Below are 26019 nucleotides of genomic sequence, written 5' to 3' on the forward strand. Positions count from 1 at the left end.
GGCCGGCGCTGCGACGGCGAGGTGACACGACATGTACGGCAGGCCGATGCGCATTCTTTAACCGCGCCGGCAGGAATCCGTCCGACACTGCCGCGCTGCCCTGCGGCGGTGGTATCTTCTGCCCCATGTCCGTCCGTGATTCCTCCCTGTCCCTGTCCAGCGCGCCGGTGGCGCCGGATGCCGCCAGCGCCGCCCTGCCCGCGGCCCAACCCTATGTGCACGTGGCGGGCACGACGCGCACCCTGCATTTTTCCGACAAGGTCATCCAGAGCCGCATGTCGACCCTCAGCCCCGATGCGCTCGACCTCGAGTACACGCGGATGATGATGGGTTTCGTCCTGTTCGCGCCGGCGCCCGCGGACATCCTGATGGTGGGGCTGGGAGGCGGGTCGCTGGCCAAGTTCTGCCATCGCTACCTGGCGCATTCGCGCATCGAGGTGGTCGAGATCGATGCGGGCGTCATCGCCTTGCGCGATGCATTCATGGTGCCGCCCGATGGCGAGCGTTTCAGGGTGGTCCAGGCGGACGCGGCCGAGCATCTGCGCGGGCTGCGGGACGCCGCCGACGTGCTGCTGCTGGACGGCTTCGACGACGCCGGCATCCCTCCCGCCCTGTGCTCGGCGGACTTCTACGCGGATTGCCATCGCGCCCTGCGCGACAACGGCATCCTGGTGATCAACTTCCATGTGAACCATCCGCTGCACCACGCCTACCTGGACCGGGTGCGCGCCGCGTTCGGCGGCGCCATGTTCGAGGTGGTGGACGATGACATGACCAACAGCATCGTGTTCGCCTGCAAGGGCGACCTGCTGGACGATCCGGCGGCGGCCGACCTGAAGCGGCCGGCGGTCATTCCCAAGGACGCCTGGCGCCAGTTGATGCCCACCCTGCGCGTCATCGGCGCGACGCGCGAACTGAAGTGACGCGGCGCGGTTTTCCGGCGTCCGCTAACGTCCGGTAGCGCGCGGCGGGGTTTTGTTGCACATGGCGAGCCTGCGTCCGTAGCCGCCTTGCTAGCATCCACGCTTTTCCCGCACCGCCAGGATCCTTTCCATGAGCATCTTCTCCCGTTTTTTCGGTCGCGCCGAATCGTCCGCCGACACCGTCGCCCTGACGGCCAATCCCGACATGAAGGATGGCCCGAGCCTGCAGGTCGTGTTCGCCGCGCCGCTGGCGCCGCAGGCCGATGCGCTGGCGGCGGCGCTGCGCGCCTATCACCCCGAGATGCGCGAGGCGCGCGCGGAGATCGAACCGGACATGCCGGAATTGCTGGCCCTGGTCGGCTGGGGCAAGCACGTGGTTCGCCTGGTGGGTTTCAACGCGCCCTTCCCCCAGGATGCGCTGGAGGCGTGCGTGGCGCCGGCGCACTATCCCGCCGAGGTCAAGGAGCAGGTGCGCGGCCACGTCAGCCATGTGCTGCTCTACTACGCCGGCTTCGAGGAGGATCCGCTGGAGCAGTACGTGGCGCTGGCGGCGGTGGCCGGGGCGCTGACTGGATTGCAGGCCGTCGCGGTGTTGAACGAGGATGCCCACACGTCACTGCCGGCGGGGGTGTTCTCGCGCGAGTCGATGGGCGACGAGAGCCTGGAACTGCTGCGTTCGCTGCCCTTGAACATGCTGTACTGCGGCTTCGTGAAGTACGAGGTGGAAGGCGTGCAAGGCGTGTGGATGCGCACCTATGGCGCCGGCCGCTTCGGGCTGCCGGACTTCGCCGTGCTGGCCGAGGGCCATCACCAGGGCGAGCAGTATTCGAACATGTTCAACAACATCATGGCGTACCTGCTCGACAGCGGCGCCGAGCTGGCCGCCGGCCACACCATGCAGATCGGCGAGGACCGTTACATGAAGCTGCGTGAACCGCTGGAGGCCGAGTATTTCCTGCACGGCCCGCAGGCGGTGCTGGTGACGGAGATCATCGACGCCTCGCAGATCAACAAGCCGGCCGACGCCCAGGACGACTGACGGACCTACCGGCCGGCTCTTGGGCAACGGTTCGAGAGGGGGCGCTCACGAGGGAGCGCGCCCCGGCAAAAAGAGTGCCGGCACGGTGCCAATGCCCGAAAAATCTGACTCGTCCGTACGCGGAGTGTTGCAGATGGCCGAGATTGGTGATTTTTAGGACGAAATAACCGGCTTTTCTACATCAATTCTAATTATTACGACTGTATGTAATTGTATATACTCACTGCCCGATTCCATCATTTCACGCTTCGCCCGCCACGCATCGAGTGCCGGGTCTGCAGGAGTAAGGCATGTTGAGCAAGGCAGTAACGCTTGGCGCGGTGACGGTCCTGTCACTGCTGGTGGCCGGTTGCGCCACCGAACGTTCCCAGTCGGTCGCGGTACCCGCGGTCGCCGCGGCCAGCAAGCCCTACCAGGGCGTGCGCAGTCCGATCTCGGTTGGCAAGTTCGACAACCGCACCAACTACCTGCGTGGCGTCTTCTCCGACGGCGTGGACCGCCTCGGCGGCCAGGCCAAGACCATCCTGGTCAGCCATCTGCAGCGCAGCGGTCGGTTCCAGGTGATGGACCGCGACAACCTGTCCGAAATCGCGCAGGAAGCGGCGTTCAACAAAAAGGCCAGCCAGATCAAGGGCGCGCGTTACGTCGTGACGGGCGACGTGACGGCGTTCGGCCGCAAGGTGACGGGCGACCATCAGCTGTTCGGCATCCTCGGCCGCGGCAAGGAACAGGTGGCTTACGCCAAGGTCGACCTCAACGTGGTCGACGTGACGACCTCCGAGGTGGTCTATTCCGCGTCGGGGGCGGGCGAATACAGCCTGTCCAACCGCGAAGTCATCGGCTTCGGCGGCACCGCCGGCTATGACTCCACGCTGAACGGCAAGGTGCTGGACCTGGCGATCCGCGAGGCCGTCGATCGCCTGGTCGATGGCATCGAGCAAGGCGCCTGGCAACCGGTCCAACCCTGATAGGTATCCCAATGTCGAACAATCTGGCGAAGGCGCGCCCGCGGGCGCTCGCGCGCATGGGGCGCGCCATGGCGGTGGTTGCCTTGGCGGGGGTGCTGGGCGCGTGCGCGCAGCAACCCAAGAGCATGTACAGCTGGCAGTCGTACCAACCTTCGGTCTACGCCTATCTCAAGGACGATGGCGCCGACTACGCGGCGCAGAGCCTGGCGATGGAAAAGAACATCGAAACCGCGCGGGCGAGCAACGCGCAATTGCCGCCGGGCTTCCGCGCGCATCTGGGCATGCTGTACCTGAAGCTGGGTGATGGCGCCAAGGGCCTGGAACAGCTGGAAGGCGAGAAGGCGGCCTTCCCCGAATCCAAGCCGTTCATGGATTTCCTGCTGCGCAATGCCAGCAAGATGGCGGACAACGCCGCGTCGGCCGCGCCGTCCGAGCCCGCGTCGGCCGCGCCGTCGGCGGCGCCCGCCGCGCCCGCCGCCGCGCCCGCCAGCGCACAGCCGGCCAAGAAAGGAGCCTGAGATGAACACGATCATGCGTATTGCCGTGTTGGCGCTGGTCGCGCTGTTGGCGGGTTGCGCCGCGCCGCAGCGCAATGTGGACTATGCCGCCTTTCGCGAAAGCAAGCCGGCATCGATCCTGGTGCTGCCGCCGCTGAACACGTCCGTGGACGTGGCGGCGGGCGCGGCGGTGCTGGCGCAGGCGACCATGCCGCTGGCGGAATCGGGCTACTACGTCGTGCCCGTTGCCGTCATGGAAGAGACCTTCAAGCAGAATGGCCTGACCAACGCGGACGAAATCCACGAGTTGCCGGCCGCGCGCCTGCGCGAGATCTTTGGCGCGGATGCCGCCTTGTACATGACCGTCAAACAGTACGGGTCGAGCTATGCGGTCCTGTCCAGCTCGATCACCGTCTCGATCGACGCCGCGCTGGTGGACCTGCGCACGGGCGCCAAGCTGTGGGATGGCAGCAAGGAGGTCGTGCAAGCCAGCAACAGCAGCGGCGGCCTGATCGGCATGCTGGTGCAGGCGGTGGTGGATCAGGTCGTCAATACGCTCTCCGATCGCAGCTATGGCGTCGCCGGCATGACGAACAACATGCTGCTCAGTGCCGGTACTTCCGGCGGCATTCTGTACGGCCCTCGCTCGCCGCGCTACGCCGCCCAACCTTGACCGGGCCTTGCCGGCCACGCTGCCCTCGCCCCGTTGACCACGGCGCGAGGGCAGTGTCGCAATCGTCACGGCCGATGATTGCGGGGCGGCATTGCAGGGCTTGCGGGTAGGGCCGAACGGTCAGGCCAGTCCTGGTTGAAATGCGCGCCGCGGCTTTCGCGGCGATCGCGCGCGTCGCGCACCGTCAAATCGGCGACCAGGGCCAGATTGCGCAGTTCCAGTCCTTCCAGGCTGTCGTCGAGATGGTCGCGGGCATCGAGCACGCGGCGCAAGGCGGTGATGTGGTCGGCGGCGCGCCGCAGCGAGGCATCGCTGCGCACGATCCCCGCTTCGAGGGTCATCAAGGCGCGCAGCGATTGCCGCAGCGGGGTGGCGAAGGCTGCCGCCGATGTGTCGCGGGCCGGCACCGCGCAGGCCGGGGTGTCGACCCGTATCCTTGCGGGGCGCGCCAGGATGTCGCGGGCCGCGGCGCGGCCCGTGACGACGCATTCCAGCAGTGAATTGCTGGCCAGTCGATTGGCGCCGTGCAGGCCGGTGCAGGCCGCTTCGCCCACCGCGTACAGGCCGGCCACGCTGCTGCGGCCGCGGGTGTCGGTGGCGATGCCGCCGCAGGTGTAGTGGGCGGTCGGCGCCACGGGAATGGGCGTGGTGGCGATGTCCAGCCCCAACGCCAGGCAATGCGCGTGGATGGCGGGAAAGTGCGCCAGCAGGAAAGCGCGCGGGCGGTGGCTGATATCCAGGTAGACGCAATCGAGCGCGTGGCGCCGCATTTCGGCATGGATGGCGCGCGCGACGATGTCGCGCGGGGCCAGTTCGGCGCGGGGATCGTAGGCCGGCATGAAGCGGCTGCCGTCTGGCAGGCACAGCCGTCCGCCCTCGCCGCGCACGGCTTCGGAGACCAGGAAGCCGTCGGCGCGCGGGTGATGCAGGCCGGTGGGATGGAACTGCATGAACGCCAGGTTGGCGGTGCGGGCGCCGGCGCGCGCGGCGATGGCGATGCCGTCGCCGGTGGCGCCGGATGGCGCGGTGGTGGTGGCGTAGACCTGGCCGGCGCCGCCGCTGGCGATCACCACCTGGTCGGCGGAGACCTCGCGGCGCAGGCGCCGGTCCAGGTCCAGCAGGCGCACGCCGCGGCAGCGGCCGCCGGGCGCGTCCAGCAGCAGATCGACGGCGCAGTGGCGCTCCAGCACCGTGATGGCGGCAAGCCGGGTCACCTGCTCGCCCAGCGCCGTCATGATGGCGCGGCCGGTGGCGTCGGCCGCATGCGCGATGCGGCGTTGGCCGTGGCCGCCCTCGCGGGTCAGGTGCAGCGCCTGGCCCTCGGTCGTGAACGCCACGCCTTGCGCCTGCAACCAGGCGATGGCAGCGCGCGCCTGGTCGAGGATGGCGCGCGCCGCCGCCGCGTCGCACAGGCCGGCGCCGGCATCCAGCGTGTCGCGCAGGTGCGCGGCCACGCTGTCGCCCGGCCCCAGCGGCGCGGCAATGCCGCCCTGCGCGTGCGGGCTGGCGCCGGCATGCAGCGCACCCTTGCTGACCAGCGCAACGTGCCGGTGCGGCGCCAGTTCGAGCGCGGCGGCCCTGCCGGCCAGACCGCTGCCGACGATGATGACGTCGAAATGCATGACGGGACCTCGCAGGAAAAGCCGATGGCCACGCGCTTCAGGCCGGGCCGACCCGCTGGAACAGCGCGCCATCGCGCGCCAGGTCGCCGCTGGCCCGCACCGGACGCTTGCGCGCCTGGGCAAAGTCCAGCATGCGATCGATCGGCGCTTTGGCGCGCCGGGCCAGCGCAGGGTCCAGTTCGATCTCGTTGATGCCGTGCTCCAGGACGTGCGCGACACCGGCCAGTCCGTTCATCGCCATCCAGGGACACTGGGCGCAGCTCTTGCAGGTGGCGCTGTCTCCCGCGGTGGGCGCCGCCAGGAAATGCTTGCCGGGCGCCCGTTGGCGCATCTTGTGCAGGATGCCCTGTTCGGTGGCGACGATCAGGCGCCGCGTATCCAGTGTCCGCGCGGCCTCGATCAGCTGGGTGGTGGAGCCGATCACGTCGGCCTGCGCCAATACCGGAGAAGGCGATTCGGGATGCGCCAGCACGCGCGCATCGGGGTACTGGGCGCGCATCAGCGCCAGCTCGGCGCCCTTGAATTCGTCGTGCACCAGGCATGCGCCCTGCCACAGCAACATGTCGGCGCCGGTCTGTTGCTGCACATAGTGGCCCAGGTGCCTGTCGGGCGCCCACAGGATCTTCTCGCCGCGCGCATGCAGGTCGGCGATCAGGTCCAGCGCGATCGACGAGGTGACGACCCAATCGGCGCGCGCTTTCACCGCGGCGCTGGTGTTGGCGTAGACCACCACGGTACGGTCGGGATGCGCGTCGCACCAGGCCGCGAAGTCCGGCGCGGGACAGCCCAGGTCGAGCGAGCAACTGGCCGCGAGATCCGGCATCAGCACGCGCTTGCCGGGGCTGAGGATCTTGGCGGTGTCGCCCATGAAGCGCACGCCCGCCACGACCAGTGTCCCGGCGGGGTGGTCGCGGCCGAAACGGGCCATTTCCAGCGAGTCGCCGACGCAGCCGCCGGTGGCTTCGGCCAGTTCCTGGATGTCGGCATCGACGTAGTAATGCGCCACCACCACGGCGTTCTCGCGGGCCAGCAGCGCACCGATGCGGCTTGCCGCCTCGGCGCGTTCGGCGGCGGAAAGGGGGGCGGGCACCCGGGTCCAGGCCTGGCCGACGATGCCGGGCTGGCCGGCGCCGGGCAGGTCGAATTCGACGAAATGCGTGGGATCGGCGGTCATGGCGAAGGTCCATAGCGTATAAATGCTCAATATGAGCATTTATGGGTTAAAAAAAAGGCGACTTATGTTTTTTTTGAGCATAAATCAGATCGCCAGGATTTTCACCCGTGTTTTCCCGAGGCGGCCTTCGCACGGCGGGGGGCGCGAGCGCGGCGGGCCGGACGACCCACCGCGCAGCGGCAACCTCAGGCCGGGCAACCGGCACGGTCACGGCGCGGGCGCCGGGCGGGCCACACGCGTAGCAGCAACGCGCCGACCGCCGCGGTCGTGGCGACCACCGTGACACCGATCCAGCCCCAGTGTGCCAGCGCCAGGCTGCCCAGCGCCCCGCCGGCGGCCATGCCGATGAACACGCTGACCATCAGCACCGCGTTGAGCCGGCTGCGGGCGCCGGGATCGATGCCGTAGACGATGCTCTGGTGCGCGATCAGCGCCACCTGGATGCCGAGGTCGAAGCCGATGGCGCTGGCGGCGATCAGCCACAGCGCGGATTGCGTCGACAGCAGCGGCAGCAGTGCCATGGCCGCGAACGAAACCGCGGTGAGCGCGGCGCCCAGGCGGCTGACGGCGTTGGGGCCGCGCCGGTCGGCGTAGCGGCCTGCCAGCGGCGCGGCCAATGCGCCCGCCGCGCCCGCCAGGCCGAAGGCTCCGGCGGCGGCGGCGCCCAGGTGGAACGGCGCGCCGTGCAGCATCACCGCCAGGGTCGACCAGAAGGCGCTGAAGCCGAGCGACAGCAGTCCCTGCGCGAGCGCGGCGCGGCGCAGTTCGCCATGCTGGCGCCAGAGTCGGGGCAGCGAGCGCAGCAATTCGACGTAAGGCAGCGCGGTGGTCGGCGCGAACGTCGGCAGGCCGCGCCACAAGGCCGCGCCCAGCGCCAGAATCGAGAGCGCCGCGACCAGGAACATGGCGCGCCAACCGAACTGTTCGGCGACGAACCCGCTGACGACGCGCGACAGCAGGATGCCCAGCAGCAGTCCCGTCATCACCGTGCCCACGATGCGGCCGCGGTGGGCGGCCGGCGCCAGCGTGGCGGCCGCGGGGACGATGTCCTGCGCCAGGGTGGCGGACAGCCCGATGGCGAAGCTGGCGGCCAGCAGTACGCCGATGTCCTGCGCCAGCGCGGCCAGCATCAAGGCGGCGCTGAGGGCGCCCGCCTTGATGAGGACGATGCGCTTGCGGTCATAGCGGTCTCCCAGCGGCGCCAGCGTCAATATGCCAAACGCATAACCGAGCTGAGTCAGCGTGGGAATCCAGCCCAGTTCGCCGGCGCCGGCGCGCAGGTCCGCGCCGAGGATGCCAAGCATCGGCTGGTTGTAATAGAGGGACGCGACCGCGAGGCCGGCGCCTATCGCCAGCAGCAGCACCAGCCGCGCGGAAAGCTCGTGGAAAGCGGGGGCAGCGTGCGCCCGGGTATCGAAGGTCATGGGGGGAATCCGTTCAGAATGGCGCACCGTCATGTGCGTATGGCGCAGATTCTGAGCGCACCGAGCGGCCTTGGGTAGCCGGCTTGGGGGTAGATCCGTTATACGATACGCGTATGAGCACCCCTGCCCTTGCCGTCGCGACCGGCACCGACCGCATGTTGTTGATCGAAACCTTCGTGCGCATCGTGGAGGCCGGCAGTCTGTCGGCCGCCGCGCTGCAGCTCGGCGGCACGCAACCGACCGTCAGCCGTCGGTTGCAGCTGCTGGAGCGCACCCTTGGGGTGCGGCTGTTGCAGCGCTCGACCCACGCCATCCGCCTGACGGAGGATGGCCAGCGCTGCTACGAGCGTGCCCGGGAGCTGCTGGCGACCTGGCAGTCGTTCGAGAATGACGTGCGCGGGGCTGGCGAGGAACTGGCGGGCACGCTGCGCGTGGTGGCGCCGCACGCGTTCGGCCAGAACCAGTTCGTCGAGCCCTTGGCGCAATACCTGCGCCAGTATCCCCGCATGCGGGTCGAATGGCTGCTGCATGACCGCGTGCCGGATTTCATCGCGGAGAATATCGATTGCGCGATCAAGGTCGGGGCGGTGCAGGACCCTTCCGTGGTCGCGCTCAAGCTGGGCGAGGTGCCGCGCAGCGTGATGGCGGCGCCGTCATTGCTGGACGGCGGACCCGTGCCCGAGCATCCGTCGGAACTGGCGCGCCTGCCATGGCTGGCGCTGCGCACGTTCTACCGCGACGAGGTGAGCCTGACCCACGTGGAGACCGGCGAGGTGTCCCGCTTCGAGATCCAGCCGCGCCTGTCCACCGATGGGCTGTATGCCTTGCGCCGCGCGGCGCTGCTGGGCCTGGGCGTGGGCATCGCGTCGGCGTGGGCATTGCGGGATGAACTGGCCAGCGGGCGGCTGGTGCAGCTGGCGCCGGCCTGGCGCGCCGCGCCCCTGCCCGTCTACCTGATCTATGCGCCTTCGCGATTGCAGCCGGCCCGCCTGCGCCGCTTCATCGAGGTCATGCGCGAATACCTGCCGGCCGAACTGCGGTCCGGGACCGGGCAGGATTAGGGCCGGCCGCTACGGCGGTCAATCCGGCCGGGCCGTGGGCAGGGGATCGCCGGCGCCGGTGCGTTCGACGATCAGCCGGTAATGCTGCGGGCTGCGGTGCTTGGCGAAATTGAAGACGTGGTCGCGGAAGGCCTGGCCCAGGCCGAGGTCGATGCGGGCGGTAATGACTTCGTCTTCCTCGCTGCTGGCGCGGGCCACGATTTCACCGGACGGCGCCACGATCATGGAACTGCCGATCATGTGATGGCCGTCCTCGTGGCCGCACTTGGCCGCGGCGCCGATCCAGACCGCGTTCTGGTAAGCGCTGGCCTGCAGCACGATCTCGTGCGTGGTGGTGCGCAGGTGCGCGGGCTCGTCCCAATGGATATTGAGTGACGGCGTGTTGTAGCCCAGCACGATCAGCTCGGCGCTCTGCAGCGACATGACGCGGTAGGTTTCGGGCCAGCGGCGGTCGTTGCACAGGCACATGCCGATCCGGGTGCGGTCCATTTCCCAGACACCGAATCCCAGGTCGCCGACTTCGAAGAACTTCTTCTCCAGATGTTGGAAGGGGGCGTCGGGCTTGTGGTCGGAATGGCCTGGCAGGTGGATCTTGCGGTATTTGCCGATGATGCGCGCGTTGCGGTCGACCAGGATGGCGCTGTTGAACTGACGGCCTTCGGGGGTGAGTTCGGCATAGCCAAGGTAAAAGCCCACGCCCAGTTCCCGGGCCGTGTCGAACAGCGGCTGCACGTCGGCGTTGGGCATGGATTTCTCGAAGAAACGCTCGACCGCCTCGGCGTCGTCCATCCAATAGCGCGGAAAGAACGTGGTCAGCGCCAGTTCGGGGAACACCACGAATTCGGCCTTGCGGCCGGCGGCCTCCCGCAGCATCTCGACCAGGCGCTTGACCACGGCCTGGCGGCTGTCGGCAAGATTGACGGCGCCCATCTGGGCGACGGCCAGGCCCATCTTGCGGGCGGGGGATGCATTGCTCACGATATCGATCTCCAGGTCCGCTCAGGGCATGCTGCATGCGGGCGGTGTGTGCGTTATGGGGGCGCGCGGGCGCGCCGGAAGCCGTCCCGACGCGTCGTCGCAGGCTCAAGCATGCATGTGCGGGCGGGAAACTACAAACCCGGCGGCGGCGGCCGCGAAGCGGCTCGCGGGTGCCGCGGCATCGCGCCAAGCGCTTGATATGTCGACGCATTTGCCGCATTGCGGCAGGAAATCGCGTCCGCCATGCATAACGCGCAGGCATGGGCGCCATGCATATTTCTATATCCGGGCAGCCTGGATCCGGCGGCGCCGCGGCCGGATTGCGACAAGTGGCATCGGCCGTTGCCAGAATGGCAAGTTCGCCGCGTTTTGTGTGGAAAGTGGACGCTAGGCATTGACCGGCCCATCGGCCAGAATTTCCCTACCGATACATCAGGGGAAAATAATGACGACACTGCTCACCACCACCGACGTCGCGAAAATCGTGGCCGCGCAGGGCCCGCGCAAGGTATTCGAAGACCTGCTGGATTATCTGCTGGCCGATTTCCTGCGCTGGCAGGAGTTCGACAAGAGCGCGCGCGTCGCCAGCCACTCGGCGACCGGCGTGATCGAACTGATGCCCACCGCCGACCACGAGCTCTACAGTTTCAAGTACGTCAATGGCCATCCGGGCAATCCGCTGGCCGGGCTGAGCACGGTGATGGCCTTTGGCGCGCTGGCGCGGGTCAGCACCGGCGAACCGCTGCTGATCAGCGAACTGACGTTGACCACCGCGCTGCGGACCGCCGCCACCTCCGCCCTGGCCGCGCGCGCCCTGGCGCGTCCGGGATCGCGCCGCATGGCCTTGATCGGCAATGGCGCGCAAAGCGAGTTCCAGGCCCTGGCATTCCATCACATCCTGGGCATCGACACCCTGCATCTGTATGACGTTGACGGCGCCGCCACCGACAAGCTGGCGCGCAACCTGGCGGGTGTGGCGGGGCTGCGCCTGCGTCGTTTCGACAGCATTGCCGCGGCGGTCGCGGGAACCGATATCGTGACCACCGTCACGGCCGACAAGGCCTACGCCACCATCCTGACGGCCGATATGATCGAGCCGGGCATGCACATCAATGCGGTGGGTGGCGACTGCCCCGGCAAGACCGAGCTGCACGCGGACGTGCTGCGCGCCGGACCGGTGTTCGTCGAGTACGAGCCGCAGACCCGCATCGAAGGCGATCTGCAGCAGATGCCGGCGGACTTCACCGTGACCGAACTGTGGCGCGTGCTGACGGGCCGGTGCGCCGGGCGTGGCGATGCCCGCGACGTCACCCTGTTCGACTCGGTCGGCTTTGCGCTGGAGGATTTTTCGGCGCTGCGCTGGCTGCGCGACAGCGCGCTCAAGCACGGCATCGGCACGCGCGTCGAAGTGGCGCCGCAACTGGCCGATCCGAAGGATCTGTTCGGATTGGTGCGTGCCCGCCAGACCACCGTCCGGGCGGCCCGCGACACGCAGGCGCTGCTCAGGGACTGACGCGGGACGTGTCGCGCCGCGCGCGGGCTGTCACGGTTTCATGCGCTGCTTCAAGGCCTGGGTGATCATCGGGATGTCGAGATCCTGGCCCGGATGCTTCTGGCAGAAGTCGTACAGCACCGCGACATAGGCGTTGCCCAGCAGCTTGGTGATGGCGCCGGCGGTGGTGGCGGCGATGGTGCCGCCCACGGCGCTGCCGGCGCCGGGGATGAACTTGAGCAGGCCCGACACCACCGAACGCCCGACCAGCGTGGCCGCCGACGCGCCCAGCGAGGAAGTGACGAGCGTGCTGATGGCGGCGGTGTTCAACTCCATGCCGAAGGTGATGCCGATCTTGGCGATCATGCCGACCTGGATCGGCACCAGCGCCACCGCATCGGAAAACGGAATCGGCGCGGCGGCGGCGGACGCGGCCAGTCCAGCCGCGATGTTCACTTCTATTTCAGCCCGCTTTTTTTTTACTTCCAGGGCTTTCTGGTTGCGGGTCGATAGCGCATTGGCATAAGCGCGTTGCTGTGATTCGGGGATGTACTGGGCGGTGGCTTCGATCAGCGCGTCCAGTCCCATCGGCGGCAGGTCCGCGTCCAGTTCCTCGATGCGTTCGGGCAGCGCGCGTACCGCCACCACCTGGCGCGCGCGCGGCAACAGGGCGCGGGCCTGTTCCAGGAAAGGACTGTTCTTGCGCGCCTTGGTGAGCACGACGATAACCGGGATGCCGGCGTCGGCCAGCAGGGCGCTCAGCTCGATTTCGGCGTCTTCGACGCGGTGGCCGCTGTCCTGGATGCACAGCCAGGCGGCGTGCAGGTGCCGGTCCTGGTCATCCGCGGCGGAGCGTTCGCGGATCAGGTCGGCCAATTGCTGGCGTGAGCGGGCGTAGTCGCCCACTTCCAGGCCACGGGTGTCGATGATGGTCAGGGGGTGGCCGGGCCGCGAGAATTCCTGCGTGGTCTGGGTGACCGGCCTGCCGGCGCCTGTCTTGGCCAGCTCGCCGCGGAACACGGCGTTGATGAGCGTGCTCTTGCCCACGCCGGTCTTGCCGGCCACCAGGATGTTGACGCGTCCCGCGCCGCGCGTGGCGGTGCTGATCGCATCGGCGATGGCGTCCTGCAATTGGGGCGTGTCGTGGCGGGGCGGATTCATGGCAGGCGGCGGGCGCGGGAAACAGGCATGGCTTGATTCTAGCGATAAAAGCGCGCGGGCCGGATTCAGCCGTACAGGTGCCGCGACTCGGGAAAGCGGCGCGCGCGCACGTCGGCGGCGTAATCGCGCGCGGCCGCCTGGATGCGGTCGGCCAGGGTGTCGTAGCGTTTGACGAAGCGGGCGGTGCGCTCGAACATGCCGAGCATGTCGTCCACCACCAGCACCTGGCCGTCGCAGCCGGCGGAGGCGCCGATGCCGATCGTGGGGCAGGCGATCGCCTCGGTGATGGCCAGCGCCAGCGGCTCGACCACGCCTTCGATCACCACGGCGAAGGCGCCGGCCTCGGCAACCGCCGTGGCGTCGGCGGCGATGCGGGCGTATTCGGCATCGCCCCGGCCGCGGGCGCCATAGCCGCCAAGGATGTTGACCGCCTGCGGCGTCAGGCCGATGTGCGCCATGACCGGAATGCCACGCGTCGACAGATAGGCGATCGCCGGCGCCATGGCCTGGCCGCCTTCCAGCTTGACGGCGCTGGCGCCGGTTTCCTTCAGGACGCGGGCGGCCGAACGGAAGGCCTGCTCCGGGCTTTCCTCGTAGCTGCCGAACGGCATGTCGACCACCACCAGGGCCTGGCGCGCGCCGCGCACCACCGCGGCGCCGTGCGCGATCATCATGTCCAGCGTGACGGGCACGGTGGACGGCAGGCCGTAGATGGTCTGCGCCAGGCTGTCGCCCACCAGCAGCGCGTCGCAGTGCGGATCCAGCAGTTCGGCCATGCGCGCGGTGTAGGCGGTGAGCATGACCAGGGGTTCGGCGCGCTTGCGGGCGCGAAACGCCGGGACGGTCATGCGGCGCGGCGCGCCGGCGGCGGAATTCAGGGTGGCGGTAGTGGACATGCGGGCTCCTGGTATGCGGCGCGCAAGGCCCGTGGACGGGCGCCGCGCGCGGCACAGGTATATCACGGCGTGGCGTCCGGCGCAGCCAGCAGCGCCGCGCGCATGTCTTCGAGGAAGGCCGCGGCGATGTCATCCAGGTGGCTGCGCCGCTTGGCCACCATGCTGATCTCGACGTCGTAGTGATAGGCGTCGGCGTCCAGCGCGTGCAGCAGGCCGGCCGTCACGTAGGGCGCGGCGTAGTGCTCGGGCAGGTAGCCCAGGTGCGCGCCCGACAGGATCAGGATCAGCGCGGCCTCCATGTTGTCGGCTTCCGAGGTGATGTGACGCGGGCGGCCGGCGAACGACGATTCCGGCAGCGGATAGGTGCGCCAGGTCCAGTCGGCGTCGGCGATGTCCGCTTCGGTGACGCGGCCGGCGCGCGCCGCCAGCGGATGGCTGGCGCCGCAGTAGGCGACCTGCCTTTCCTGGAACAGCGGCGTGTAGTCCAGCATCGGCACGCGGTGCAGGAAATAGCCGATGGCCACCTGCATTTCGTCTTTCAGGATCAGTTCCTCCAGTTCGCGCGGGCTGCGGATCAGCACCGACAGGCGCACCGCTTCGTCGCGCCGGCGGAATTTCTCGATGGCGTGGCCGATGCGCGCGTTCTGCGCCATGGTGGCGTTGCCGATCAGGCCCAGCGTGAGGTTGCCGACCAGTTGCCGGTGCATGTTGCGCGCCTGCGCGCTGAAGTCGTCCAGCGAGGCTAGCGCGCGCCGCGCCAGCTTGTCGAAGCGCTGCCCCTTGGCGCTCAGGCGAAAGCCGCCGCGGCCGCGTTCGCACAGGGTGAAACCCAGGCGGGTCTCCAGCGTGGCCAGTTGGCTGCTGATGGTGGACTGGCCCACCCCCAGCAGCGCCTGCGCGGCGGAGACGCCGCCGGCGTCGACGATGGTGAGGAAGACGCGGATCAGTCGCAGGTCGAGGTCGGAAACGTTCGAGAGCATAGGGTAATCACCGACAAAACATCGATGAGCATCGATGTGAATTTTCCGAACTAGGCATGGATGGAAAAAGCCCGGATTTCTATTATTCCACCCGGGTTGTCGATTCGATGCAAGGCCGGCGCTGGCGCCGGCAAGCGCGCGAACCGGGGTCTGGAAGGATGCGTTTTCCAGATTCACTTCTATTTCAATAGCTGTTTTGCCGGCGGCGCTCGATGGCCCATGCCGCACGTGACGAAACAAGGGGAAGAACATGGTTCTGGACATCGGTGTAGTCGTGGCCTACCTGGCCGCGATGCTGTTGCTGGGGTGGTATGGGATGCGGCGCGCCAGGACGCACGAGGATTTCCTGGTGGCGGGGCGCAATCTCGGACCGGCCTTCTACATGGGCACCATGGCGGCCACGGTGCTGGGCGGCGCCAGCACCGTCGGCACGGTGCGGCTGGGGTATGTGCATGGCATCTCGGGGTTCTGGCTGTGCGCCATGCTGGGCCTGGGCATCATCGTGCTCAACGTGTTCCTGGCCCGGCCGCTGCTGAAGCTGCGCATCTTCACCGTGACGCAGATCCTGGAGTTCCGCTACAGCGCGCGCACCCGGCATGTCAGCGCGCTGGTGATGATGGCCTACGCGCTGATGCTGGCCGCGACCTCGGTGATCGCGACCGGCACGGTGATGCAGGTGCTGTTCGACATGCCCTTCTGGCTGGCGATCCTGGTGGGCGGCGGCGTGGTGGTGGTGTATTCGGCGGTGGGCGGCATGTGGTCGCTGACCCTGACCGACATCGTGCAGTTCCTGATCAAGACCGTTGGCCTGATGGCCGTGCTGCTGCCGATCTGCCTGTCGCGGGTCGGCGGCTGGGACCAACTGGTGGCGAAACTGCCGGCGGCCAGCTTCGAGCCGACCGCGATCGGCTGGCCCACCATCGTGACGTACTTCCTGATCTATTTCTTCGGCATCCTGATCGGCCAGGACATCTGGCAACGCGTCTTTACCGCCCGCAGCGAGCGGGTGGCGAGGCTGGCGGGGGCGGCGGCGGGGCTGTATTGCATAGTCTATGGCCTGGTGGGCGCGCTGATCGGCATGACCGCCAGGGTCTTGCTGCCCGACCTGGACAACGTCAACAACGCCTTTGCCGCCATCGTCCAGGCCGAATTGCCGGCTGGCATTCGCGGCCTGGTGATCGCGGCGGCGCTGGCGGCGATGATGTCCACCGCCAGCGCGGCGATGCTGGCGTCTTCCACCGTGCTGGCCGAGGACCTGCTGCCGGCCTTGCGCGGCGGCCGCGGCTTTACCCACGTGCGCAGCCATCGCCTGATGACGCTGCTGGTCGGCCTGGCCACGCTCGGCATCGCGCTGGTGGTCGACGACGTGCTGGACGCGTTGACCTGCGCCTACAACCTGCTGGTCGGCGGCATGCTGGTGCCGATCCTGGGCGCCATCTGGTGGCGCCGTGGAACGACCGCCGGCGCGATCGCCAGCATGCTGCTGGGCTGCGCCACGGCGATCGGCTTCATGATCCGCGACGGCCTGGCGGCCAACACGCCGATCTACGCCAGCCTGGCCGTCAGCGCCGTCAGTTTCATCATCGTCAGCCTGATCGGACAGGCGGCGGCGCCGGTTCACGGCGATTCATCTTCCAGGAGCACCCCATGAGTTTCACCCCCGAGAAACTGGCCGCGCTGCGTGCCCGGTTTGGCGGAGCCAACGAGGCCGTCATCCACGATCCGCACTTTCGCGCGGTGGCGGCCAACGTCATCGACGACAGCGGCACCCGCAGCGCGCCCTATGCCGGCATGCCGACATTGCTCGACGCGCCGGCGCGGCAGGTCGACTGGACCCAACCGGATTTCGGCGACCTGCAGGTGGCGCTGCTCGGCGTGCCGATGGATCTGGGCGCCAGCAACCGCAGCGGCTGTCGCTTCGGGCCGCGCGCGTTGCGCGCCATCGAGCGGGTCGGCCCCTACAACCATGTGCTCAAGTGCGCGCCGGTGCGCGAGCTGCGCGTGGCCGACATCGGCGACGTGCCGATGCGCAGTCGCTACAGCCTGGAACAGTCGCACGAGGACATCCACGCGGCCTACGAGAAACTCGTGGCAGCCGGCGTCGCGCCGCTCTCGGTGGGCGGCGACCATTCCGTGACACTGCCCATCCTGCGGGCGCTGGGCGCCCGGCAACCCGTGGCGCTGGTGCATTTCGATGCGCATTGCGACACCGGCGGCCCCTTCGACGGCAGCCGCTTCCATCACGGCGGGCCATTCCGCCAGGCGGTGCTGGAAGGCGTGCTCGACCCGACGCGCACGATCCAGATCGGCATCCGTGGATCGGCCGAATACCTGTGGGAGTTCTCGTATGAATCCGGCATGACCGTGATCCATGCGGAGGACATTCCGCGGCTTGGGGTGGACGCCATCATCGCCCAGGCGCGAGCCATCGTCGGCGACGCGCCCGTGTATGTGTCGTTCGACATCGATTGCCTGGATCCCGCTTTCGCGCCCGGCACCGGCACGCCCGAGGTTGGCGGCGTGACGGTGCGCGAGGCCCAGGCCATGCTGCGCGGGCTGGCGGGCCTGGACATCGTTGGCGGCGACCTGGTGGAAGTGGCGCCGTCGTATGACGCCACCGCCAACACGGCGCATGCGGGGGCGCAGATCCTGTTCGAGATCCTCAGCCTGATGCGGCTGCGCGGCCCGCGCTGAGACGCTGGCGCTTCAGCGCACAGTGGCGCCCGCCACCCGCAGCAAGGTGTAGCGCCGGCTCGAGTACAGGGGCGTTACCGTGCCGTGCCAGCCCGCCAGCAAGCTGCCAGCCTCGTCCTTGGGGACCGCCAGGAAAACCCGCTGGCCGGGTTCCGGCAGCACGGCGGCCAGGTCGGCGGGCTCGATCAGACCGGCGGTATCGCGCGAATAGTAGCGGGCCGAGAACGGGCGGCTGTCGACGAAGTAAAGCCTGTCGCCTTCCCGCATGGCGGCTTCGGCCTGTTGCACCAGCTGCTTCTCCGTCTTGTAGTGAACCGGCCGGGCCCATGCCAGCAGCGCCAGCGCCAGCGCGGCGGCCGGCGCCAGCGCCATGCCCGCCAGCAGCAGCCTGCCCGGGCGCGCCGCGCGCCACTGGCTGGCCTGGTTGCCGAGCGCCAGCGCCACCGGCGGCAGCGCCGGCAGCACATAGGTCCACAGGATGTTGCCCGACAGCGTGAAGAAGGCCGGCGTGGCCAGCGCCCAGGCCAGCAGGTAGGTCGTGGCTGGGTCGCGCAAGGCCGTCGGCACGCGCCGGCGTAGCGGCGCTTGGCGACGCGGCCACAGCAACAGGCCAAGCCAGACCAAGCCCCATGGCAGGGTCGCCAGCAGCCAGTCCAGCCAGATGGCGCCGTAAGGCCGTTGGTGGGCCGAGCCGTAGCGGTCGCCCTGCCAGCCCGGATCGACGAAGCGCAGGAAGTGTTCACCGATGATGAAGTAGCGCAGGAAGCCTGGCGTCTTGAGTTCGGCGGCGATGTACCAGGGCAGCGCCAGCATCAGCGTCAGGGCGATGCCGCTGGCCCAGGGCAGGGCTTGCAGCTGTGCGCGTCCATTGCGGTGCCACAGCATCCACGGCACGATCGCGGCGGCCGTCAGCACCACCGCCAGCGGCCCCTTGGACAGCAGGCCGATCGTCAGGCCTGCAAAGAATCCATAACGCCACCATGGGCGGGGCTCGCGTGGCGCCAGCAGGAAGGAGACCATCGACAGCGTGATGCCCAGCGCCAGGAACGCGTCGGTCAGCACCGCGCCGGCGCTGGCGAACGGCAGCAGCATGGTGGCGAACAGCAGCGTGGCCCAGCGCGCCGCCTGTTCGCCGTGCAGGCGGCGGCCGCACGCATGCACCAGCGCCAGCACGCCCAGCATGGCCAGCCACGATGGCAGGCGCACCGCCAGTTCCGACAGGCCGAGCAGCCGGATCGACAGCGCCGGCGCCCAGAACGCGAGCGGCGGCTTGCCCCAGAATGGCACGCCCGGCTCGAACCAGGGCGTGATCCAGTCGCCGCTTGCCGCCATCAGGCGGGCGATTTCGGCATAGCGCGGCTCGGAGGTGTCGGCCAGCGGCATCAGCGTCATTGCCAGCAGCCGCAACGCCAGGATGACGCCCAGACCCAGCAGCAGGCCCCTAGAAGTTAACCGCATGCGGACCCTTGCCGGTGTCGGCCAGCGGCAGGACCGCCGCGGCGCTGTGCTGCACCTCGCTCACAAGGTAGACGGGCCGCTGCTTGGCTTCCATGTAGGTCTTGCCCATGTATTCGCCCAGCAGGCCGATGGTGATCAGCTGAATGCCGCTCAGGAAAGTGATCATGGCCATCAGCGAGGGATAGCCCTCGACGGGATCGCCGAAGATGAGTGTCTTGAAGATGATGGCCAGGCCAAACAGCGCGCCGAGCAAGGCGGCCGTCACGCCGGCGGCCGTGGCCCAGCGCAGCGGCGCGGTGGAGAACGAGGTGATGCCTTCCATTGCCAGCCGCAGCAGCGCGAAATAGTTCCACTTGGTGGCGCCGGCGGCGCGGGGAGCGCGGTCGTAGTCGATGACGCGGGTGGGCATGCCGATCCAGGCGTACAGGCCCTTCATGTAGCGGCATCTCTCGGGCAGCCGCAGCAGCGCGTCGACCGCGCGCCGGCTCATCAGGCGGAAATCGCCGGTGTCCGGCGGGATCGCGGCCCGGCTCAGGCGGCTGAGCAGCCGGTAGTAGGCATAGGCCGAGGCGCGCTTGAGCCAGCTTTCGCCCGCGCGGCTGCGGCGCCGCATGCAGACCACGTCGGCGCCCTCGCGCCAGGCCCGCACCATGTCCGGGATCAGTTCCGGCGGGTCCTGCAGGTCGGCGTCCAGCAGGATAACGGCCGCGCCCGTGGCATGCTCCAGGCCCGCCGTCATGGCGGCCTCTTTGCCGAAGTTGCGGCTCAGGCGCACCAGCTTCAGCCCGGGCTCGCGCGCCATGAGGCCCGCCAGGTATTCGGCGCTGCCGTCCTGGCTGCCGTCGTCGACGAACACGATTTCCCAGGGTTCGCCCAGGGCGTCCAGCACCTGCCGCAGCCGCGCGTGGCACAGGGGCAGTACCTCGCGTTCGTTCAGGAAGGGAATGATGATGGAGACCTGCACCGGACGCGGCGGGGTCCGTGGCAAGGTCGGCAGATCAGGATAGGGACGCATTGTCTGGGTACTTTCAGGTGGAGCTGACGGGCCACGCAGGCCGTGAAGCGCCGGCGTTTCGCCACTTTATTGGGCCGTCTTCGACAGCTTCCGGACGGCGACATTACATTTGCGCAAGGGTCGAGGCCGTGGGCATGACCCCGTCGGTTCATCCGGCGGCGGGCCGTTCCTGGCGTTGCGCTTCGCTTTCCGCCAGCTCCGCCTCCTCGGCATCCTTGCGGTGCATCAGCCGGTACAGCGCCGGCAGCACCAGCAGCGTCAGGATGGTCGAGGAGATGATGCCGCCGATGACCACCGTGGCCAGCGGCCGCTGCACCTCGGCGCCGGTGCCGGTGGCGATCGCCATGGGGACGAAGCCGAGCGAGGCCACCAGCGCGGTCATCAGCACCGGCCGCAGGCGCGTCAGGGCGCCTTCGCGCACCGCCTGGTCGAGCGGCTTGCCGGACTCGCGCAGCGAGCTGATGAACGACAGCAGCACCAGGCCGTTCAGCACCGCCACGCCGCACAGCGCGATGAAGCCCACCGCCGCGGTGATCGACAGCGGAATGCCGCGCAGCCACAGCGAGATGACGCCGCCGGTCAGCGCGAAGGGAATGCCGGTGAACACGATCAGGCCGTCCTTGATGTTGCCGAACATGGCGAACAGCAAGCCGAACACCAGCAGCAGCGCCGCCGGCACCACGATTCGCAGGCGCTGGGCCGCGGACTGCAGCTGTTCGAAGGTGCCGCCCCAGGCGGTCCAGTAGCCGGCCGGGACCTTGATCTTCTCGGCCAGCGCCGCCTCGGCGTCGGCCACGAAGGAGCCCAGGTCGCGGCCGCGCACGTTGGCGCTGACGACGATGCGGCGCTTGCCGTCCTCGCGCGAGATCTGGTTGGGGCCGGGCGCCAGGTCGAAGCTGGCCACCTCGGACAGCGGGATGTAGGCGGTCTGCGCCTGTCCCTCGCTCCTGGGCAGGGCGATGGGCAGCTTGCGCAGCGCCGGGATGCTCTCGCGCACGGCTTCCGGAAGACGCACCACGATGTCGAAGCGGCGGTCGCCCTGGAAGAAGGTGCCGGCTTCGCGGCCGCCGATGGCAATGCCCAGGGTGTCCTGCACGTCGGCCAGGCTCAAGCCGTAGCGGGCGGCGCGGGCGCGGTCGATGTTGACCGTCAGCACCGGCAGGCCGGTGGTCTGCTCGATTTTGACTTCGGAGGCGCCGGGAATGGCCTGCAGTACCTGCGCGACCTCGGCGGCGGAGCGGTTCAGCACGTCGTTGTCGTCGCCGAAGATCTTGACGGCCACGTCGCTGCGCACGCCGGAGATCAATTCGTTGAAGCGCAGCTGGATCGGTTGCGAGAACTCATAGTTGTTGCCCGGCATCTGCGCCGCCTCTTCCTGGATCGCGCGCAGCAGCTCGGCCTGGGTCTTGCGCGGGGCGGGCCATTGATCCTTGGGCTTGAGCATGATGTAGCCGTCGGAGATGTTGGGCGGCATCGGGTCGGAGGCGATCTCGGCGGTGCCGGTGCGGGCGAAGACGCGCTCGATCTCGGGGAATTTCTGCTTCAGCCGGGTTTCCAGCTGCTTCTGCATCTCCAGCGACTGGCTCAGGCTGGTGCCGGGAATGCGCAGCGCCTGGATGGCGATGTCGCCTTCGTTCAGGTTGGGGATGAACTCGCTGCCCATGCGCGAGGCGATCACGCCGCACAGCGCCACGAACAGGGTGGCGCCGGCCAGCACCAGCGGCGTGCGGCGCAGCGCCAGGTCCAGCAGCGGCGCGTAGCGGCGCTTGGCCCACAGCATCAGGCGGTTCTCCTTTTCCGACACCTTCTTGCCGATGAACAGCGCCACCGCCGCCGGCACGAAGGTGACGGACAGGATCATCGCGCCCAGCAGCGCCAGCACCACGGTCAGCGCCATGGGGTGGAACATGCGTCCTTCGACCCCCGTCAACGCGAAGATCGGCAGGTACACCACCATGATGATGAGCTGGCCGAATAGCAGCGGCCGGCGAGCTTCGCGCGCGGCGGCGAACACCTCGTGAAAGCGCTCGCTGCGGCTCAGGGGCCGGCCCTGGTGTTCCTGCGCGTGGCTCAGGCGCCGCACGCAGTTCTCGACGATCACCACGGCGCCGTCGACGATGATGCCGAAGTCCAGCGCGCCCAGGCTCATCAGGTTGGCGCTGACCTTGTACGTGACCATGCCGGTGAAGGTGAACAGCATCGACAGCGGGATCACCATGGCGGTGATCAGCGCGGCGCGGATGTTGCCCAGGAACAGGAACAGAATCACGATCACCAGGGTCGCGCCTTCCAGCAGGTTTTTCTTGACCGTGGCGATGGCCTTGTCGATCAGGTTGCTGCGGTCGTACACGGTGACGGCCTTGATGCCGGGCGGCAGGGTCTTGTTGATGGCGTCGATGCGCGCCGACACCGCCTGCGACACCGAGCGGCTGTTTTCGCCGATCAGCATGAACACCGTGCCCAGCACCACTTCCTGGCCGTTGTCGGTGGCGGCGCCGGTGCGCAGTTCGCGGCCGATGCTGACGTCGGCCACGTCGCGGATGCGGATGGCCTGGCCGTCGACGGCGGTCAGCACCACGTCGCAGATGTCGTCGATGGAGCGCACCTGGCCCGGCGCGCGGATCAGGTACTGCTCGCCCTTGCGCTCGATGTAGCCGGCGCCGACGTTGGCGTTGTTGCGGTCCAGCGCCGCCATGATGTCGGTCAGGGACAGGCCATAGGACGCGAGCCGCTCGGTGTTGGGCGCCACCTGGTATTCCTTGGCGAAGCCGCCGATCGAGTTGATCTCGGTGACGCCGGTGATGTTGCGCAGCTGCGGCTTGATGACCCAGTCCTGGATTTCGCGCAGGTCCGTGGGAGTGTAGGGGCTGCCGTCGTCCTTCTTCGCGCCTGGCTCGGCCTCCACTGTCCACAGGTAGATCTCGCCCAGGCCGGTGGAGATCGGGCCCATGGTCGGCGTGATGCCCTCGGGCAGGCTTTCCTTGGCCTCCTGCAGCCGCTGGTTGACCAGCTGGCGCGCGAAATAGATGTCGGTGCCGTCCTTGAAGATCACCGTCACCTGCGACAGGCCGTAGCGCGACAGCGAGCGCGTCTGCTGCAACCCGGGCAGGCCGGCCATGACGGTCTCGATCGGATAGGTGATCCGCTGTTCGGTTTCGAGCGGCGAATAGCCGGGCGCGCCGACGTTGATCTGCACCTGCACATTGGTGATGTCCGGCACGGCGTCGATGGCCAGCCGGGTGTAGTTGTAGACCCCGATGGCGGCAACGCTCAGGGTGACGAAAAGGACCAGCCACCGTTGCTCGATGGCGAAGCGGATCAGGCGTTCGAACATGTCTGGATGCTCCGGCTCAGTGCGCGTGGCTGGCGCTGGCCTTGCCCTGCTCGGCCTTCAGCACGAAGGCGTTGCGCGCGACATAGCGGGTGCCGGCGGCCAGGCCCGACAGCACTTCGACCTGCTCGCCGGAGGCGCGGCCGAGCTTGACCGGCTGCGCCAGGAAGCCGCCCGGCGCTTCGACGTACACCACCGATTCGTTCTCGACCGTCTGGACCGCGTCGGCCGCCACCGCCACCGGCACGTCGGCGCTGCTGGTGACCACGTTGACGGAGACGAACAGCCCCGGACGCCAGGCCATGTCGGGGTTGTCGAGCGTGACCCGGGCCGTGGCCGTGCGGGTCTGCTGGCCAAGCAGCGAGCCGATGTACGACACCTTGCCGCGGGCCTGGCCGGAGAAGGCCGCCGAGGCGACGCTGGCGGTTTCGCCCACGCGCACGTCCTGCAGGTCCTTGGGCGCGATCACGAACTCGGCCCAGACGGTGCGCAGGTCCGACAGCGTGAAGATGCTGGCGGTGTCGGCCAGCGCCTCGCCCAGGGCGATGTGTTTTTCGACCACCACGCCATCGAACGGCGCGCGGATCTCCAGCCGGCTCAGGTCCTTGGACTGCGGCGGCGCGCCAATGGCCGCCAGCTTCTGCGCGGCGTTCTGCACCGCGATCTGCGCCTCCTGCAGCGCGGTGCGGGCCTGCTGGTAGTCCTGCTCGGCGGATACCTTTTCGCGCCACAGCTTGAGTTCGCGCTGGTGCGTGGCGGCGGCCAGGTCGCGGCGCTTGCTGGCGGCCAGCCATTCGCTGCGCAGTTCCGACAGCGCGGTGCTCGACAGCGCCGCCAGCAGATCGCCCTTCCGGACCTGCTGGCCCAGGTCCGCCGACACCTCCTGCACCACACCGGCCAGCCGCGGCACCACGTGCGCGGTGCGGTCGGCGTTGAATTTGATCTCGCCGGGAAATTGCGCCGCCGTCTCCAGGCGCGCGGGACCGGCCGTTTCGATCCCGAGATCGGCGGCCTGGATCTGCTCGGGACTCAGCGTGATCTTGTCTTCATCATGGTCTTGCGGCGTGGCCGTGCTGTCGGCGGCAACGCGCGTATCGGAGCCGGCGGGGGCCTGGCCGTGCCCGGCATCGGCCAGGGCCGGCCCTGGCAGGGCCAGCGCCAGCAGGCAGGCGGCGGACAGGGCGACGGCCAGCGCCGGACGGGTAAAGGCGGAAAGCGCGGTATGCATGGTCATGGGGAAGGTAGGGTTCAACGTCCGAGAATGCGATCGATGTCCGCCGAAGCCTGATAGGCGCTGGCCAGGACGTTCAGGTAGCCGATGTTTCCTTGCGACAGGGTGCGTTGCGCGTCCAGCACTTCCAGGAAGCTCACCTTGCCGGCCTCGAAGCCTTTGCGGGCGCTGTCGTAGGCTTCGGCGGCGCCGGGCAGCACGGTGGCGCGGTACTCGCGCGCCGAGTTGGCGGCCAGGTCGAATTGCGATACGGATTGCAGCAGGTCGGCGGTCAGGCGCGATTCCAGCTCGCGGTACATGTCCTGCGCCTTGTACGACTGCATCGTGGCCGAGTAGACGTTGCCCTGGTTGCGGTCGAACAGCGGCAGCGGGATCGCCACGCCGAACTGCGCCTTGTTGCGGCCCTGCTCGTTGTCGCGGGCGACGCCGGCGCTCAGGGTGATGTCCGGATAGCGCTTGCTTTTCTCGACTTCCAGCTGCGCCCGGCCCATTTCGACCGAGAGGCGCCCCGCCTCCATGCGCGGCGACGTGGCCAGCGCGGCCCGCAGGTCGTCGATGGCTTCGCGCCGCGGCAGCGTGCCCAGGTCGGCGCCGACCTGCGCGAAATCCGGCTGCGGCGCGCCCCACAGTTGCCCCAGCTTGCGGCGCGCGGCCTGCAGCGCGCTGTCGGCCGCGCGCGCCTCGATGCGCGAGTTGGCCAGTTCGACGCGGGCCTTGCTGCTTTCCAGCGGCGGCGCCTTGCCGGCCGCGACGCGCCGTTCGGCCAGGCGCAGGGCGCTCTGCGCGATCTCCACGGCGCCCTGCGACACGCGCACGGTTTCCTGCGCCACCGCCACGTCGAAGAAGGCGGCGATGACGGCGGCGCGCAGGTCGGCGCGCGCGCTCGACAGGTCGCGCTGGGCAATGTCGCGCGCCAGGCCGGCGGCCTTGACGCGCGCGGCGCGCTTGCCGCCCAGTTCCACCGGCATGCTCAAGGTCGTGGTGGTGGTGCGCGTGGTGCGGCGGTTGTCGTCGATGCCGACCTCGATGCTGGGATTCGGAATGACGCCGGCCTGTGTGAGCTGGCCTTCGCTGGACGCGGCTTCGTTGCGGGCGGCCGCCAGCAGCGGGCTGCGTTCATAGGCGGTCGCCAGCGCCTGTTCCAGCGTCAAAACCTGGCCCGCCGGCATGGCGCGCGGGGAAGGCGTGGGACTGGCGGGGCCGGGCTGGGCCCAGGCCGGCGTGAGGCACAGGGCCGCCGCCAGGGCGAGCGGTATCGGGGATAAACGCATGAGGTCAACCAAGGGAGAGCGCCACGGACTCGGGCTGAGGCAGGCATTGGTGGGCACTCTATCCAACGGTCCTCGTCAGATCCTCGACAGAAAAATGACATTTCCGTAAGGTTCGCGCGCCTTACGAATTC

21 protein-coding genes are annotated in these 26019 nt (G+C 68.7%); 9 read left to right on the plus strand and 12 right to left on the minus strand.

Annotated elements, in window-relative coordinates:
- The first annotated feature begins 125 nt into the window (after positions 1-125).
- The 5 genes from AT699_RS01285 (at position 126) to AT699_RS01305 (ending at position 4100) form a co-directional block, all read left to right on the plus strand.
- The gene (locus tag AT699_RS01285) at positions 126-923 is read left to right on the plus strand and encodes a fused MFS/spermidine synthase (protein ID WP_024067461.1); all 798 of its coding nucleotides are present in this window, start codon (positions 126-128) and stop codon (positions 921-923) included.
- A gap of 130 nt (positions 924-1053) precedes the next feature.
- Entirely contained in the window at positions 1054-1962 is a 909-nt protein-coding gene (locus AT699_RS01290; protein WP_024067462.1) for a DUF4261 domain-containing protein, read from the plus strand.
- A gap of 290 nt (positions 1963-2252) precedes the next feature.
- On the plus strand, positions 2253-2930 hold the full coding sequence (locus AT699_RS01295) for a CsgG/HfaB family protein (protein WP_020925561.1): 678 nt from the start codon (positions 2253-2255) through the stop codon (positions 2928-2930).
- An 11-nt stretch (positions 2931-2941) separates the two neighbouring features.
- On the plus strand, positions 2942-3448 hold the full coding sequence (locus AT699_RS01300) for a DUF4810 domain-containing protein (RefSeq protein ID WP_024067463.1): 507 nt from the start codon (positions 2942-2944) through the stop codon (positions 3446-3448).
- A gap of 1 nt (position 3449) precedes the next feature.
- Positions 3450-4100, plus strand: coding sequence for a DUF799 domain-containing protein (locus AT699_RS01305; protein WP_006388126.1), 651 nt, complete (start codon positions 3450-3452; stop codon positions 4098-4100).
- Between the two features lie 65 nt (positions 4101-4165).
- Here the strand turns inward: AT699_RS01305 and nadB are convergent, their stop codons facing one another.
- From nadB to AT699_RS01320, 3 genes are all read right to left on the minus strand, one after another.
- Positions 4166-5722 carry an L-aspartate oxidase gene (gene nadB, locus AT699_RS01310; RefSeq protein ID WP_024067464.1) on the minus strand — a complete coding sequence of 519 codons (1557 nt, stop codon included), beginning with the start codon at positions 5720-5722 and terminating at the stop codon, positions 4166-4168.
- A gap of 37 nt (positions 5723-5759) precedes the next feature.
- The gene (gene nadA, locus AT699_RS01315) at positions 5760-6896 is read right to left on the minus strand and encodes a quinolinate synthase NadA (RefSeq protein WP_024067465.1); all 1137 of its coding nucleotides are present in this window, start codon (positions 6894-6896) and stop codon (positions 5760-5762) included.
- Between the two features lie 185 nt (positions 6897-7081).
- Complete coding sequence (locus AT699_RS01320; protein WP_024067466.1) at positions 7082-8320, minus strand: MFS transporter; 1239 nt, start codon at positions 8318-8320, stop codon at positions 7082-7084.
- A 113-nt stretch (positions 8321-8433) separates the two neighbouring features.
- Here AT699_RS01320 and AT699_RS01325 point away from each other — a divergent pair, with 113 nt between their 5' ends.
- On the plus strand, positions 8434-9381 hold the full coding sequence (locus tag AT699_RS01325) for a LysR family transcriptional regulator (protein WP_006387242.1): 948 nt from the start codon (positions 8434-8436) through the stop codon (positions 9379-9381).
- Between the two features lie 18 nt (positions 9382-9399).
- Here the strand turns inward: AT699_RS01325 and AT699_RS01330 are convergent, their stop codons facing one another.
- Positions 9400-10332 (minus strand): N-carbamoyl-D-amino-acid hydrolase, encoded by a 933-nt coding sequence (locus tag AT699_RS01330; protein WP_172561415.1) that lies wholly within the window; start codon positions 10330-10332, stop codon positions 9400-9402.
- A 472-nt stretch (positions 10333-10804) separates the two neighbouring features.
- Here AT699_RS01330 and AT699_RS01335 point away from each other — a divergent pair, with 472 nt between their 5' ends.
- Positions 10805-11872, plus strand: a complete 1068-nt coding sequence (locus AT699_RS01335; protein WP_024067467.1) for an ornithine cyclodeaminase — start codon at positions 10805-10807, stop codon at positions 11870-11872.
- Positions 11873-11902: 30 nt separating this feature from the next.
- Here AT699_RS01335 and AT699_RS01340 read toward each other — a convergent pair whose 3' ends face one another.
- The 3 genes from AT699_RS01340 to AT699_RS01350 form a co-directional block, all read right to left on the minus strand.
- A complete protein-coding gene (locus tag AT699_RS01340; RefSeq protein WP_024067468.1) occupies positions 11903-13012 on the minus strand; it encodes a YcjF family protein in 1110 nt (369 codons plus the stop codon).
- A 65-nt stretch (positions 13013-13077) separates the two neighbouring features.
- Positions 13078-13908: a 3-methyl-2-oxobutanoate hydroxymethyltransferase gene (panB, locus tag AT699_RS01345; protein WP_024067469.1), complete on the minus strand. Its 831-nt coding sequence runs from the start codon at positions 13906-13908 to the stop codon at positions 13078-13080.
- Between the two features lie 62 nt (positions 13909-13970).
- On the minus strand, positions 13971-14888 hold the full coding sequence (locus AT699_RS01350; protein ID WP_006387247.1) for a LysR family transcriptional regulator: 918 nt from the start codon (positions 14886-14888) through the stop codon (positions 13971-13973).
- A 250-nt stretch (positions 14889-15138) separates the two neighbouring features.
- Here AT699_RS01350 and AT699_RS01355 point away from each other — a divergent pair, with 250 nt between their 5' ends.
- The gene (locus AT699_RS01355) at positions 15139-16539 is read left to right on the plus strand and encodes a sodium:solute symporter family protein (RefSeq protein ID WP_020925548.1); all 1401 of its coding nucleotides are present in this window, start codon (positions 15139-15141) and stop codon (positions 16537-16539) included.
- The gene (speB, locus tag AT699_RS01360; protein WP_024067471.1) at positions 16536-17582 is read left to right on the plus strand and encodes an agmatinase; all 1047 of its coding nucleotides are present in this window, start codon (positions 16536-16538) and stop codon (positions 17580-17582) included. Before AT699_RS01355 ends, speB begins: the two co-directional genes overlap by 4 nt.
- A gap of 12 nt (positions 17583-17594) precedes the next feature.
- Here the strand turns inward: speB and AT699_RS01365 are convergent, their stop codons facing one another.
- The 5 genes from AT699_RS01365 to AT699_RS01385 form a co-directional block, all read right to left on the minus strand.
- A complete protein-coding gene (locus tag AT699_RS01365; protein ID WP_024067472.1) occupies positions 17595-19040 on the minus strand; it encodes an ArnT family glycosyltransferase in 1446 nt (481 codons plus the stop codon).
- Positions 19024-20055 carry a glycosyltransferase family 2 protein gene (locus tag AT699_RS01370; protein ID WP_006387251.1) on the minus strand — a complete coding sequence of 344 codons (1032 nt, stop codon included), beginning with the start codon at positions 20053-20055 and terminating at the stop codon, positions 19024-19026. The genes AT699_RS01365 and AT699_RS01370 overlap by 17 nt, the downstream gene beginning before the upstream one ends.
- A gap of 148 nt (positions 20056-20203) precedes the next feature.
- Entirely contained in the window at positions 20204-23389 is a 3186-nt protein-coding gene (locus tag AT699_RS01375; RefSeq protein WP_024067473.1) for a CusA/CzcA family heavy metal efflux RND transporter, read from the minus strand.
- Between the two features lie 16 nt (positions 23390-23405).
- Positions 23406-24620, minus strand: coding sequence for an efflux RND transporter periplasmic adaptor subunit (locus tag AT699_RS01380; RefSeq protein WP_024067474.1), 1215 nt, complete (start codon positions 24618-24620; stop codon positions 23406-23408).
- Between the two features lie 14 nt (positions 24621-24634).
- Positions 24635-25888: a TolC family protein gene (locus tag AT699_RS01385; RefSeq protein ID WP_054473341.1), complete on the minus strand. Its 1254-nt coding sequence runs from the start codon at positions 25886-25888 to the stop codon at positions 24635-24637.
- Positions 25889-26019 lie beyond the last annotated feature (131 nt).

The organism is Achromobacter xylosoxidans, assembly GCF_001457475.1.
GTDB lineage: Bacteria > Pseudomonadota > Gammaproteobacteria > Burkholderiales > Burkholderiaceae_B > Achromobacter > Achromobacter xylosoxidans.